10 protein-coding genes are annotated in these 14,324 nt (G+C 71.6%); 1 reads left to right on the top strand and 9 read right to left on the bottom strand.

The features are described 5' to 3' along the window. Nucleotides 1-20 precede the first annotated feature (20 nt). From fadD32 to KHA85_RS10560, 9 genes are all read right to left on the bottom strand, one after another. Complete coding sequence (gene fadD32, locus KHA85_RS10600) at nt 21-1,967, bottom strand: long-chain-fatty-acid--AMP ligase FadD32 (protein WP_213185757.1); 1,947 nt, start codon at nt 1,965-1,967, stop codon at nt 21-23. A gap of 173 nt (nt 1,968-2,140) precedes the next feature. After that, a complete protein-coding gene (locus KHA85_RS10595) occupies nt 2,141-3,106 on the bottom strand; it encodes a cutinase family protein (RefSeq protein ID WP_213185756.1) in 966 nt (321 codons plus the stop codon). Between the two features lie 191 nt (nt 3,107-3,297). After that, nucleotides 3,298-3,789: a DUF732 domain-containing protein gene (locus tag KHA85_RS10590; RefSeq protein ID WP_007628275.1), complete on the bottom strand. Its 492-nt coding sequence runs from the start codon at nt 3,787-3,789 to the stop codon at nt 3,298-3,300. Continuing rightward, complete coding sequence (locus KHA85_RS10585) at nt 3,786-5,747, bottom strand: alpha/beta hydrolase-fold protein (protein WP_213185755.1); 1,962 nt, start codon at nt 5,745-5,747, stop codon at nt 3,786-3,788. Before KHA85_RS10585 ends, KHA85_RS10590 begins: the two co-directional genes overlap by 4 nt. A gap of 255 nt (nt 5,748-6,002) precedes the next feature. Beyond that, nucleotides 6,003-7,136: an alpha/beta hydrolase gene (locus tag KHA85_RS10580; RefSeq protein WP_213185754.1), complete on the bottom strand. Its 1,134-nt coding sequence runs from the start codon at nt 7,134-7,136 to the stop codon at nt 6,003-6,005. A 195-nt stretch (nt 7,137-7,331) separates the two neighbouring features. Beyond that, nucleotides 7,332-9,494, bottom strand: coding sequence for an arabinofuranosyltransferase AftB family protein (locus tag KHA85_RS10575; protein ID WP_213185753.1), 2,163 nt, complete (start codon nt 9,492-9,494; stop codon nt 7,332-7,334). A gap of 16 nt (nt 9,495-9,510) precedes the next feature. Then, complete coding sequence (locus KHA85_RS10570) at nt 9,511-10,548, bottom strand: decaprenyl-phosphate phosphoribosyltransferase (RefSeq protein WP_061227880.1); 1,038 nt, start codon at nt 10,546-10,548, stop codon at nt 9,511-9,513. Beyond that, nucleotides 10,545-11,162, bottom strand: coding sequence for a phosphatase PAP2 family protein (locus tag KHA85_RS10565; RefSeq protein ID WP_213185752.1), 618 nt, complete (start codon nt 11,160-11,162; stop codon nt 10,545-10,547). The genes KHA85_RS10570 and KHA85_RS10565 overlap by 4 nt, the downstream gene beginning before the upstream one ends. Beyond that, the gene (locus KHA85_RS10560; RefSeq protein WP_236885511.1) at nt 11,155-13,155 is read right to left on the bottom strand and encodes a glycosyltransferase; all 2,001 of its coding nucleotides are present in this window, start codon (nt 13,153-13,155) and stop codon (nt 11,155-11,157) included. Before KHA85_RS10560 ends, KHA85_RS10565 begins: the two co-directional genes overlap by 8 nt. A gap of 252 nt (nt 13,156-13,407) precedes the next feature. On the opposite strand from KHA85_RS10560, the gene KHA85_RS10555 reads away from it, so the two are divergent. Then, entirely contained in the window at nt 13,408-14,133 is a 726-nt protein-coding gene (locus KHA85_RS10555) for a peptidylprolyl isomerase (RefSeq protein WP_213185751.1), read from the top strand. Nucleotides 14,134-14,324 lie beyond the last annotated feature (191 nt).

Genomic DNA, 14,324 nt, shown 5'->3' with positions numbered 1-14,324 from the left:
GTGAACCGGCCCGGCGGACGCTACTGCGCCGGCAGGTCCGGGAATGCGGTCTGCTGGTGGCCCCCGCGCAGGGTGCCGTCCACGTACGCCGCCTTGCAGGCACGGCGGGCGATCTTGCCGCTGGACGTGCGGGGGATGGACCCGGCGGGAACCAGGAGAACGTCCTGGGCGGTGACGCCGTGTCGCGCGGAGATCGCCGACCGGACCGCGTCCGCGATGGGACCGGGGTCGGCCTTGCCCGCGCCGGGCGCGCGCTCACCCACCACGACCAGCGTCTCCGAGGAGTCATCGGCGGCGATCTCCGCACCGTTACGCGCCTCGATCGGCAACTGGTTGGCCGGCACGGAGAACGCGGCGACGAAGCCGGGCCGCAGGGCGTCGGACGCGCTCTGCGCGGTGTTCTCCAGGTCCTGGGGGTAGTGGTTGCGGCCCGCGACGATCACCAGATCCTTGACGCGGCCGGTGATGTACAGCTGACCGTCCACGTAGGCGCCGTAGTCGCCGGTGCGCAGCCAGCGCGCGTCCTCGGGTACCGTTCCGAACTCGCGGACGGTCTTGGAGCCATCCTGCAGCCGCTCGACGAGCCGGTTGCCGAAGGTGGCCTCGGACTCCTCGGGGCGCCCCCAGTAGGCGCGACCGATGTTCGTGCCGTGCAGCCAGATCTCGCCGACCCGGCCCTCGGGGAGTTCGCGGCCGGTGCCGTCGTGCTCTCCCGTGGCCTCGTCGATGTTCGCCTCGACGATCGTGGCCCACTGGCTGGGGGCGACGTACCCGCACGCGACCTGGGGGATGGCGTCCTCGTTGCCCTCCACCTGCGACGGCTCGAGGACGGTCATGACGCCCCGGTTGAGATCCGTCCGGTCCACATGGATGACGATCGCCTCGTCATCTCGGCGCGGCGAGGACACGAACAGGGTCGCCTCGGCCATGCCGTAGGACGGCTTGATCACGGTGGGCGCGAGCCCGTAGGGGGCGAACGCCTCGTTGAATGCCCGCATCGACGCCGGGGTGACGGGCTCCGAACCGTTGATGATGCTCGTCACGCCGGACAGGTCGAGGGTCTCGCCCTCCCTGGGCAGGCCGCGGCGGGCGGCGTGCTCGAACGCGAAGTTGGGGGCGGCGGCGAACACCCCGTCGCCGCCGGACGTGGCGCCCAGCTGCGAGATCCATCGGCCCGGGCGCTGCACGAACGCGCGGGGGCTCATCACCGTGATGGTGGCGCCGCCCATGGCGGGCAGGATCACCGTCAGCAGGCCCATGTCGTGGAACAACGGCAGCCACGTGACCCCCCGCGAGGAGCGGGTCAGGCCGAGGCCGTCGAACAGCTGCATGACGTTGGTGACCACGTTGCGGTGCGTGATCTCCACACCGGCGGGCACCCGGGTGGAACCGGAGGTGTACTGCAGGTAGGCGATGTCGTCCGCGCCCAGGTCGGGTCGGTTCCAGCCCGAGCCGAGCTCGGCCGGGATGGCGTCGACGGCGACGGTGCGCGGTCGCTCGCGGGCGGGCAGCTCCCGGAAGAGCTTCCGGACCCCGGCGGCGGATTCGGTGGAGGTGAGGATGACCGCCGGCGCGCAGTCGCCCAGGACGGCGTGGAGTCGATCGTGATGGCCGGGCTCGTCCGGGTCGAACAGCGGCACGGCCACGAGACCGGCGTGGATCGCCGCGAAGAAGGACACGATGTAGTCGAGACCCTGCGGGGCGAGGATCGCCACGCGGTCTCCCGGCTTCGCGACCTGCTGCAGGCGGGCGGCGATCGCGCAGAGCCGGTCACCGAAACTCGACCACGACAGCTCGTGCACCTCACCGTCGCGCGAGGTCGAGTAGTCGATGTACCGGTAGATCGGCCCGTCCTCGGCCGGATCGCGGCGGGCGGCGGAGACGTTCGCTTCGACGAAGTCGACCAGGGTGGTGCGATCAGGGATGACGATCGCCCCACTGGCGTCGTGGTACTGCTCGAACTCCACGTTGCTCCGTTCCGATCCGTCTTACAGAGGTCGACGCCGTCGACCACGGAAATGCCGGGTGCACCGACGACAAGCTTGGTCGATCCTACAGCGTGCCCCAGGGCACATCCGAACTCCGAATCATCCGCTCCGTCAGGCGTGTCGCGCGAGCGCCCGGCCACGGGGCGCCGACCTCACTCGTGGGCGATCTCCGGGGCGGCGTCGACGAGCTCGCGTACGTGCCCGATCGTCCACTCGGGAACCGTCGTCCCGGGGATGACGTCCGGGTTCGTCGCGTACATCGCGTGGATCGCGTTGTTGGCGACGAACTCCTGCAACCGTGCGGCACCGTCCACCACGTTGAGCGGGGCGTTGCAGATCAGGTCGCGGGAGTCGCAGATCTGGGCGGTCTCCTCGTCGAGTTCGCCGAACCCGCCGGGGCGGGGCCCGGTCATGGTGGCACCGGCGATGAGCTGGGTGAGCCCGGTGGCAGGCTGCAGGGCGATCTCCATCCCCTGGCCGTTGCCGGGGGACAGCCCCGGCGACTGGCCCTGCCCCGGCAGGCGGCGGCCGTCCGCGATGAGGACGGAACCGAGCATCCGGTCGGCGGGAACGGGACCGTTGCCGTTACCGATCTCGCTCGTCAGGTCGCCGGCGATCACCGCGCCCTGGGAGAAACCCAGGAGGACGAACGAGGTGAAGGGGCAGTGCTCGTGTGTGGCCGCGAGCTCGGCGCGGGCACGCTCGGTGCCCTCCGCCCGGCTCTGGTCGTAGGTGACCTGGTTCGGCTGCTGCGGGTTCCGGAACTGCGCCACGTAGGGGACGGTGAACACCTCGAGGCGCTCGTCCGGGTACTGCCGGCTCAGCGGGTCCGTGATCGTCCGCAGAAGCGCGTTGGGCAGGAAACCCGGATTGTGCGGATCGTCGGTGGGGCTGCTCTCCCATGTCCCCGGCACGGCGATCAGCTCGACGTCCGGACAGTCGGCGGGTTGGGTCTGCTCGGTCTCGTCCGGGCCGGGCAGCGGGCCGTCGGGGCCGGTCGGCAACCCCCGGTTGCCGAGCCACCACCCGATGCCGAGCACGAGCAGGACGATCAGGACGAGCGCCCCCAGTGAGCAGCCGAGACGGCGGCCTCCCCCACGACGCGTTCCGCGAGCCACGATACGAACTCCTTCCCGACCTCCCGCACGACTGTGGCGGGTAGCCGACGACCGGTTCAACGCCCCGCGGTCCGCGCGGGTTCCTCAGGTGCCGGGTGAGGTGTCCGGGCTCACCCGGAACGGCCGCCGCACGCCGACGACCGCCGCCGTGCTGCGCGGGCCGAGCGGGCGGCAGTGCGCTGGGCGGGCCGCTACGGGCAGAGCTGCCCGGCCGAGGCGTCCACGACGATCCGGGACAGCTCGTCGACCTCGCGGTCGGAGTAGCCGCCCGCCGAGATCTGGCCGGCGACCGCGTCGGCGATCGTCGTGGTCTCGTCCGCGGCTCCGCCGGTGGTGCGGATGCGGCAGATGGTGTTGCCGGCGGCGACGAGCGAGTCCGACAGGTCGGCGGTCTCGATGCCCTCCTTCTCCAGGGCGGAGAGGTAGCCGCGCTCGCGCGCACCGATGGCCGGCGCGGTGTACCCCGGGGCATCCGGGGAGACAGGGGCCGGCGCCTCCGTGTACCGGCCGGAGTCCTCCGTCGCCGGGACGCGGGAGGCACCGGCGGAGCCGCCGCCCGGCGGCGGGGCGAGCGTCTCGGAGTCCGGCACACCGGAGACCGTCGAGTCCCCTCCCCCGCACGCGGTGAGCATCCCGCCGGCGACGAGCAGCGCGGCGCCGAGGGAGAGCGCGCGCGACCTCACGAGATCTCCGCCCGGCCGCCGGACACGGTGATCCGACCGCCCTCGAACTCCATCACCTGGCCGCCGGAGGTGTTGCGCAGCGGGCCGGTCGGGTAACCGAGCCGGCCGCGCTCGTAGTCGACGGTGCCCCAGGCGTCGAACACCGGGCCGCGAGGGACGACGTGGGCGCCGGTGCGCGGCGACCAGTAGATCGCGCCCCCCTGGAACCGGCTGAACGCGCCGCGCCGGGTGTCGAGGGCGATCTCGTCGGTCACGGGGTAGCCGAGCTCGGAGTTCTCCGCCCCGGCCTCGCGGTAGGCCTTGAGGATGTCCCCCTCGACGACCTTGGGACCCGTCTCCTCCGACCAGTAGACCGTCCCGCCCTGGAAGCCCTGGACGACGCCCGGCTTGTTGGGGTTGGTGATCTCGTCGGTGGTCGGGTACCCGAGGTCGCCGCGCTCCGCACCACGCTCCTGCCACATCGCCCGGATGCCGCCGCGGACCGCGTGCGCGCCGGTGGAGGGCGACCAGTAGATGACGCCGTTCTGGAAAGTGGAGAACCGGCCGCGCCCGTCCGGGGTGGTCGTCTCCCCGGACGTCGGCAACCCGAGCACGCCGTCGGGTCCGCCCTCGGCCTGATAGGCGGCGCCGATCGCCCCGAGGACGGAATGCGCCCCCGTGGCCTGCGACCAGAACACGCGGCCGAAGCGGAAGTCGGTGGCCTTGCCGCCGCGGACGTCGTACTCGCCGGTGAGGCACGGCCCGAGTCCGGGCTGACGCTCGGCCACGCGGGCGATCTCGCCCGCCGCCGCGCACGGCTTCTCGACGTTCTCGATGCCCACCGCGGCGGCGAACTGCGGCCACGCCTGGGTCATCTCGAACTGCCAGTACGGCCACGTGTGGGTACCGGACGGACGGAAGTTCGCGGTGACCTCGACACCCTCGGCGCGCGCCTTGTTGACGAAGGTCTGGGTGGTCATCCGCGAGAGCAGCTCGAGCCCGTACCCGGGGAAGTTGGTGGGGATGTCCGGCAGCCCGGAGGGCTGGTCCCACGGGCCGGTGTTACCGCTGCCCGCGGAGACGTAGACGCTCTGCCCACGCATCTTCTCGGTGTGGAGCTTGGGATCCTGCTCCTGCCACCGGTCCGAGCCGAGCGGACCCCACATGTTCTCCGCCGGGTAGCCACCGGCGTCCTGCATGGCCACCTTGATGGCCTCGGGCATGCCGAAGCTGGTGGTGTCGAGGAAGCCGGAGTAGCTGGCCGCGAACTGGAAGTGCTCGGGGTAGCGCTGGGCGAGCATCATGGCGGCCGTGCCGCCCATGGACAGCCCGGCCACGCCGTGCTTGTCGCCGACCCTCCAGTCACGCGCCAGCAGCGGGGGCAGCTCCTGCATGAGAAACGTCTCCCACTGGTAGGCCGCGCCCTTGGCGTCGGAGACCCAGTCGGTGTAAAAGCTCGACTCGCCGCCGACCGGCAGGATGACGACCGCGTTCTTGGCGTCGAAGAACTGGGAGATCTTGGTCTCGAGGGTCCAGCCGCTCGCGTCGTCGCGGGCACGGAGCCCATCGAGCAGCAGCAGGGACGGGTAGGTGCGGCCGGGGTCGGCGTTCCACTGGGCGGGGAGCAGGAGCTGCACCTGCACCGCCTGCTCCATGGCCGGCGACTGCACCCACAGGGCCACGCGGTTGGCCGACTTCCACTCGACCTTGTCCAGACGCACGCCGGAGGGCGGCGCCGCGGGCACGCGCAGGCTCGGCGCGTCGGGCGCGCCCGCCGGGTCCGGCGCGGCGGTCGTCGACCGCGGCTGCTCGGTCTGCGTGGGACTGCTCTGCGCCGGGGTCGGACGGGTCGGCGTCTCCTGCGCCGCGGCGACGGGCGGCAGGACGAGACCGGATCCCACCACCGACGCCACAAGGGGAGCCGCGAGGAGGGACGCCCACCGGGAACGGGGGCTCGCGTGTGCGCTGGGGGTCGCCATGTGTTGTTCTCTTTCTTGCCGCGTCGTCTCGCCGGATCGTCTGGTGGGCGCGCGTCGCACCCGGCCCGCGTCACCCGTCTCCGGGGCCCGGGTCCGCGGCGCGCCCGCGGGTTCCCCTCCCACGGCCGAACCCGGTGGTCAGATGCGACCGGGGCCCCGCACAGAATCTACGCGCGGGGCCCCGGTGTGACGGGTGAGGACTCGCTGTGAAAGGGCGAATCCGTCCTATTTAGTTGTGCCGGTCGACGGTGCGGCTCAGTACCCCGCCCAGGCGTGGGCGTTCATCACGTCCAGGATCTGCGCCGAGCGCGCCGCGATGAGGTCGTCGTTCCAGTAGCCCCAACCATGGATACCGGTGGTGCGGTACTCGAAGATGGCCTTGTTGGGGGCCGCGTTCATCGTGTTCTGGAACGCCAGGGTCGAACCGCGTGACAGGCCCTCGAGAATGATGCCGTTGAACGTGTTGAACACGGCCTGCAGGCTGGAGGGCTGGTCGTACTGGCCCGGGATCGCGGAGCCCGCGGTGACGTACATCGGGATGTCGCGCAGCTTGTCGGCGTTGAGCAGCGGGTCGTTGCGACCCCACGCGGGCGAGCCGGGCAGGCCCCACATGGCGAACGGGTCGCACTTGCACTGGTCGAACATCGCCAGCGGGATCATGGTGTACATGCCCGGGGCGGTCGGGTTCATGTAGCCGGAGAAGACCGACACCTGCTTGAACTGGTTCGGGTGGTTGGCCGCGAGCGACGCGGCGGCGGAGCCGCCCATCGACAGACCGGCGATCGCGTTGTTGTCGCGACGCACCCCGAAGTGGTCCGCCAGGTAGTTCGGCAGCTCGCTGGTCAGGAACGTCTCGTACTTGTACTCCAGCAGGTTGCCGCCCAGGTTGATGGGCCGCTGCCAGTCGGAGTAGAAGGACACCTGGCCGCCGACGGGCATGACCAGGGTGATGTTGTCCTGCAGGAAGATGCGCTGCGCCTGGGCGTCGTGGGTCCACGCGTTCCAGTCATCACGCGCCCGCAGTCCGTCGAGCAGGTAGAGGCCGGCGTTGCCGCCGAAGCGCGCGGGCTGCACCTGCACCTTGATGTGCCGGTTCATCGCCGGGGACCACACGTGGCAGAGCTGGACCCAGGACGCGACGGGATCCCACTCGCAGCCCGGCCGCAGCCAGTTGCGGAAACCGACCGGGTTCTCGTTACCGCCGGCGGGCTGGAACGCGGGGGCGGCCGGCGGCGGGGCCGACGAGCCCGCCGAGCCGAGGCTGGCGGAGGAACCCTGCTCGGTCGCCTGGGCGCCGGCCAGTGCCGGGGCGCCGACGAGGAGCCCTGCGGCCGTCGCCAGAGCGGTGAGCCCGGCGGCGAACCGGCGCCGGAGGGTGGAGTGGGACATTCGTTGGTTCCTTTGTTCGTTCCTGGTGCCCCGCGGGGCATCGGTGACGTTCATCGGACCGGCCCCACCAGGGAAGGACCGGAACTGCGACATCGAGGTCATCGATACTGTCGCGCATTGTGGGACAGGTGTTACAGGTCGGGGACCGATTCGACCCCTGACTGTTACCGTTTCGAGACAACAGCGAGCGCCACCCTACCGAGTGCCCTGGTACTTCTCCACCTCCTCAGGCATCGGTAAGCCGCACCGCTGCACCTCGTACGCAGGGATTCTGTTGATCCGGTACTCGGCGAATGAGAATGCGTTCACCAGGTTGGACCACCGCCGCTCGGGGGTCAACGGGGCGGAATACGACTCGATCAGCGCCTGCGTCGCCGGACACTGCAGCGCCACCTCGGCCTGGTTGACCCAGTTGACGTCGATCCACCGCGGAAAGTTGACCGGGTCCTCGATCACCTGCTTCTGCGCGAGCACCCAGTCGTACGGCAGGAACTTGTCGTGCCCGATCCGCCCGTCCTCCATCCGGTCCGTGTGCGCGGCGAGCGGCGAAGCCAGACCGACCGTGTCGTACACGCCCACGTCGAGGGGCAGGTTCATGCTCGTCATGCCCAGGTTGAGGAACACGACGGTCTTGACGGGGTTCTCGGGCAGTTCGAACGGCGCGAGCCCGGGCATCGGGTGGTCGTAGGCGACGACGTCCCAGCGGTCCTGGAAGCCCGGCACCGGCAGGAACACCGCCCCCGTCTCGTTGCGGGAGACGTCGCGCACGAGCGCGCGCATGCGCGGGAAGTCGAGGTAGTCGTCGGCGAGGAGCGGGTGTTTGTGTCCCGTGCGCTGGATGTAGAACTGCCGCTCGTCGACGATGCCGGCCGCGGTGATGGACTCCGGTTCCTCGCGGAAGGGATCCTCGGTGATCTGGACGGTCACCGCCCATCCGACGACGACGAGCCACGCGGCCGCGGTCACGGGTACCGCCACCCGCCGCACGGAGGCGTCCGCGGACCCGCGGGCGGGCCCTACGGGCAGGGGCACCACCGAGACGGGCAGGAGGATCAGGAACAGGGACGGCAGGAGCACGCGGCCGTGCATGAAGTCGCCGCCGACGCGGGTGACGTACAGCAGCATCACCAGGGCCACGACGAGGAACGCGACCGTGACGACCGGGGTGGAGCGGACCCGGCCCCGCAGGCGGAGCAGCCGGCCGCCCTCGTCGTCGTCCCCTTCTCCCGGCCCGGAATCCGCTACCGCCCCGCCCGGCCGGGAATCCGCTACTGCCGCACCGGATCCGCTACCCCTGTGAGGGGAGCGGATCCCGAGTCGGAGTAGCGGATGTGCGGACGATGCCGGGCCGGACGATGCTGGTCCGGACGATGCCGGTCCGTGGGCCGTCCGCGCCCACAGGGCCACGAGGCCCGCGACGAGGACGGCGACGAGCGGCAGCAGGAGCACGTACGGCGCGAGCAGATCCCACAGGTACTCGGCACCCTTGTCCCACTTGGAGCCGCCGGCGTCCTTGGCCACGGCCGTGAGCGGGTACGGCAGCGCATAGTAGGACATCCGCCAGAGCTGGTAGGCGACCGGCACCGTGCCCGCGATGACGACGAGCCAGCCCAGGTGTCGCCACGACTGGCGGGACGCCGCCATCATCGCGAGGAAGACCGCCGCCGCCAGCGCCATCTCGGGCCGGACGAGCGGCCCCAGGCCGGCGATGAACGCGATCGCCGCCGTCCCCGGCGCGGGCAGGCCGGAGCGGCCCTCGCGGTGGGGGGAACGGGCCCAGAGCTGCAGGCCCAGCCACATGACGCCGATCCAGCAGATCACCAGCCCCGTCTCGAGTCCGGAACTCGCGAAGTCGCGGGCCGGCGGCAGCATGACATAGATGAGGACGCCGAACGGCAGGAGCAGCATCGGCCCGCCCGCCGGGGCGCGTCGGGTGCCGCGGTACATCACGCGGGCGCCCAGCATGGCGCACGCCACCGCCACCATGCTCAGCGTGAGCGCCAGTCCCAGCGCGACCAGTTCGAGGCGGTAGCCGACGACCTCGTGGGTGCCGTAGATGAGATAGGTCCACAGCGTGGAGGTGTTGGACTCGACCCGCTCCCCCGCGTTGAACACCGGGCCGTTTCCGGCCACGAGGTTGCGGACGGTCCGCAGCACGATGAGGCCGTCGTCGGCGATCCACCGCCGCTGCCACGCGCCGGCGAAGAAGATCGCCACCACCACGGCGAGCCCGGTCCAGAAGACCGCGTCGCCCCGCCCGCGTCCGACCACGTCGCGGTGCTCGGCCCGCGGGTCGCCGGATCCGGCCCCGCGCTGGTCGCGACGACCGTCACGGCGCTCTGCCGTCACCTCCGACATCGTGGGTCCGCCGGGATCAGGCCAGCGACGGGACGATGTAGACCCCGATCACCACGGTCAGGACCCACAGCGCGGCGAGGACCTGCAGGACCCGGTCGCCCAGCGCGATGTCCTCGGGCTCGCCCGCCTGCGCGGCGTCGACGTCGACCGCGTAGCGCAGGACGGCGATGGTGAACGGCACGATCGAGATCTGCAGCCAGATCGCCGCACCGCTCGGCTGGGTGGGGTCCGAGCCCCGGTCGTATGCCCACAGCGCGTAGCAGAGCACGAGCACGGTGGCCGACAGCGTCCACACGAACCGCAGGTACGTGGGGGTGTAGCTCTCCAGCGCCTTGCGGATCTTCGCGCCCGTCTTCAGGTGCAGGCTCAGCTCCGCGTACCGCTTGCCCGCCGCCATGAACAGCGAACCGAACGCCATGACGAGCAGGAACCACTGCGAGATCTCGACCTCGGCGGCCGCGCCGCCGGCGACCGCGCGCAACAGGAAGCCGGAGGAGACGAACGCGATGTCGAGCACCGGCTGGTGCTTGAGCCCGAAGCAGTACATGAGCTGCAGCACGATGTACACGGCCACGACGATCGCCAGGGCCGGGTGCGCGAACAGCACCGAGATGACGAGCGCGGCGACGATGAGCACCACCGCCATCGCGTAGGCGAGCCCGACTGGCAACACGCCCGCCGCGATGGGCCGGAAGCGCTTGGTCGGGTGCGCGCGGTCCGCCTCGACGTCCATCGCGTCGTTGATGAGGTACACGCTCGAGGCGGCCATGCAGAACGCCACGAACGCGATGAAGACGGAGAACAGGACGCTGCCGTCGGTGAGTGTCTGCGACCCCGCCGCGGCGGGCGCCGCGATGACGAGGACGTTCTTGACCCACTGACGCGGCCGGAGGGCCTTGATCATGCCGTCGAGCAGGTTCTTCGGGGGCGCGCCCCCGGACTCCTCGGCGGCCTCCTCGATGTCGTCGATCTCGTTGGCCGTGTGCGGTTCGGCGCCCAGGAGATGGTGTTCCGTCCCGCCCCGGGCGGCCGGCACTCCGGTCTGATCGGTCATCGCTTCTCCTCGGGAATCTGGGTGGCGCGCGGGCCCGCCGCGCCGTCGCGCAGTGCCCCGGGAAGGACCTGCTGGACCGCGTCCGAGGGCCAGACCGCGCGGGTGAGGGCAGCGCAGCCCGCACCGACGGCGGCACCGGCGACCACATCCGAAGGGTAATGGACTCCGAGCACCAACCTGGACGCCAGCATCAGCGGCACGAGCGCCGGCGCGACCGGGACGCCGGACACCGACCCCGCGAGCAGGGCGAACGCGGTGGTGGAGGTGGCGTGGGACGAGGGGAAGCTCAGCTTGGAGGGGGTGCCCACCCCCACGGCGACGGAGGGGTGGTCCGGTCGGCGCCGACGCACGACGCGCTTGACGACGACGGACGTGGCGTGGGCGCCGAAGCTGCCGACACCGACCATGGCCCAGCGGCCACGGCGATCGGGGTCGACGACCATGCCGGCCGCCGCGATCGCCATCCACCCGAGGGCGTGCTCGCCGACGTGCGACAGCGTCACGGCCGCCTGACGCGACCCGGGCACGGCGAGCAGGCGCTTCTGCACCGCCGCCAGGAGCCGGACCTCGCCGGTGGGTACGGGGATCTCGACCGAACCCACGGGATCAGGCATCGAAGACACGGCTCCAGGCCTCCTTGGTCACGAGTTCGGTGTGGGCGTCACGGTAGCGGCGCCGCATCTCGGGGAACCGTCGGAACAGCTCGCGGTGCAGGGCCGCCGACTCCTTGAACAGCGCGGCGGCCAGCTCGCGGTCGCGCTTGCGGTAGACCACCCCGCGGCCGTCGGCGGTGGTGACCGTGGCGCCGTCGACCCGGCTGAGCGAGTACCAGCGCGCCTCGATCGGCGGGAAGTTCGCCTGCGGCACCTCGTGGTGACGCTTGTCGTCCTTGCTCAGGGTGTGCGCGAGTCCCCTGGCCAACGCGACGGCCTTGCGGACCGGGCCGCGGGGCTCGGAGTGGATCCCGGCCGGTCCGCCCGACGGCGCGGGCAGGTCGACGGCCGACGGGATGACCACCGCGTCGGGGAACTCCGCCCGCATCGCCCGGACCTTGGGCAGCGCGGTCGGGAGCAGGTCGTAGAGCGCCTCGGGCCCGCGGAGGAAGTCGCGGATCGCCTCGATCTGGATGGCCACCGTCGAGTACTCGAGGCAGACCAGGTGCTTGACCAGCGCCTTGAGGCTGGACTGCATGATCCCCTTGTGGTCGCCGTCGTGGTAGAGCGACGCCACCACGAGGCGGTTGCGCAGGTGGAAGTAGGCCTGCCAGTCGATCGCGTCGTCCTTGTCCGACCACGCCATGTGCCAGATCGCCACACCGGGCATGGTGACCGTGGGGTGGCCGGCGCGTCGCGCGCGCAGCCCGTACTCCGCGTCGTCCCACTTGATGAAGAGCGGCAGCGGTTGGCCGATCTTCTCTGCCACGACGCGCGGGATGAGGCACATCCACCAGCCGTTGTAGTCCACGTCGATGCGGCGGTGCAGCGGCTTGGGGTTGTCGCGGTCCGTGAGCTGGTACGTGGAGAAGTCGTAGTCGTAGTCCGCGTGCGGGGCGGCGGTCCACATGAAGTCGTGGGCGCCCACCACCTCGCCCATCGTGTGCAGATGGCTGCGCTCCTGCAGGTTGAGCATCTGCCCGCCGACCAGCATCGGGACGGTGGCGAAACGCCCGAAAGCCAGCGCCCGCAGGATCGAGTCGGGTTCGATCTCGATGTCGTCGTCCATGTACAGGATGTACGGCGAGTCCGTCAGCCTGCGGGCCTCGTACATGATGCGGCTGTAGCCGCCCGACCCGCCGAGGTTCGGCTGGTCGAAGATGTGCAGCCGGTCGCCCAGGAACTCCGCCGCCTCCGCGAACCCGGGCTCGTCGCGGACCTTCCTGTCGCCCTGGTCCGGCATGAGGACCGCGTCGATCACCGCGTCGACCTCGGGGTCGGACGTCAGCGCGCGCAGCGCGGCCACCGCGTCACCGGGGCGGTTGAACGTGGGGATGCCGACGGTCACGCGGCGGTCGTTGGGTACCTGCACGGCCGGGTCGGGTCGACCGTCCGGGCCGGCGTCGGGGCGCGTGGCCGGGGCGTCGACGGCGGAGTACCAGCCGCCCGACAGCAGCTCGACGTCCGTGTCGGAGGTGAGGTCGAACCAGATCCAGCCGCCGTCCTCGAACGGACCGAGGTCGCACACGAACTCGACCGTGGTGACCTGCCCGGCGCGACCCGGCTCGCCGACGACGTCCCCGGTGATCGCGATGCGGGAGCCGTCGACCTTCGAGCGGTACAGGTCGACGCGGCCGGCGCCGCGGACGGTTAGCCGCAGGACGACCTCGTCCAGGACCGTCCACCGGCGCCAGTAGGCCGCGGCGAACGCGTTGAAGTAGGTGGCGAAGGAGACCTCGGAGTCCGCGCCGATGCCGAGCGACGTCCGGGTGGACGAGTGGGCGCGGCGGGAGTTGGTGGGGGCCTCGTCGAGGTAGAGCGAGCGCACGTCGAGCGGCTCGCCGGCCCGCGGCAGGATGATCCGCTGGAGGCATTCCCGGCCACGTGGATCGGCGAGCGCGGCGACCGATCGCTCGACCTCGTCGACCAACTCGTGGTGGCCGTGATGTTCCATGTGTGCGTGTCCCCGTCCCGACGGCCGGGGCCGCCCTCGTTCACATTGCTGTGCCCTGTCGCACCTCCGCGCCCGCTGCGCCGCCGCCGGGGAGGCGCGGCTGCGGGACGAAAGCCGGGTCGATCGTACCCGTCGGGGCCGACACACCCCGCCCACCACGCGCCGGGGCCCCACCCGCGCGCGCCCGCGGAGGCCCACCCGGGCGCGTATGCGGGCGCCCACCCGGACGGGCTCACCACCTAGTCTCGTCCCATGCACCTCACCGCTTCACCCCGCCGCCGCCCGACCGTCCGCACCGCCCTCGGCGTCCTCGCCCTCGCCGCGCCCCTCGCGCTGGCCGGCTGCGGGTCCGACGACGCGTCCTCCGACGAGCAGGCGTCCGGCGGGACGACCAGCGCAGCGCAGAGCGAGGGCCGCGAGTCGGGCGGCGACGTCGAGTGTCCGCCCGCCGAGGGCACCGACGAGCGCACCACCTCGTTCGACTCGGCCCCGCCGATGTGCCTGACCCCGGGGGTCGACTACTCGGCCGTCATCACCACCGACGCCGGGCCCGTCACCGTGGACCTGCTCGAGGAGAAGGCACCGGAGACGGTCAACAACTTCGTCTTCCTGGCCCGCAACAACTACTACGACGGCATCACCTTCCACCGCGTGATCCCCGGCTTCATGATCCAGGGCGGCGATCCGCAGGGCACCGGCAGCGGCGGCCCGGGCTACGAGTTCGACGACGAGCTGCCCGCCGAGGGCGAGTACGAGATCGGGTCGGTGGCCATGGCCAACGCCGGACCGAACACCAACGGTTCCCAGTTCTTCATCGTCACCGGCGACTCCGGCGTCTCTCTGCCGCCGGACTACAGCCTCTTCGGCACCGTCACCGAGGGCATGGAGGCCGTCACCGCGATCGAGTCCGACGGCAGCCCACAGGGGCGGCCCCAGACCACGCACACCATCGAGTCGGTGGAGATCGTCGAGGGCTGACCCGGCGGGGCGGCGGGGCGGCGGGGCGGCGGGGGAGGAACCCCCCCCCCCCCCCCCCCCCCCGGAAGCTGCGGTGGGGGAGACCCGGGTGGGGGAGGTCCCCCCCCACCCCCCCCCCCCCGCGGGGGGGGGGCCCCGCCCCCCCCCGGCGGACAGGGGGCGCGACCTCGGCGCCCGACCCGCGCCCCCGG

Source organism: Dietzia massiliensis (assembly GCF_018390595.1).
Taxonomy (GTDB): Bacteria; Actinomycetota; Actinomycetes; order Mycobacteriales; family Mycobacteriaceae; genus Dietzia; species Dietzia massiliensis.
The sequence above is the reverse complement of the archived record's forward strand: the minus strand, read 5'-3'. Positions and strand labels throughout refer to the sequence as shown.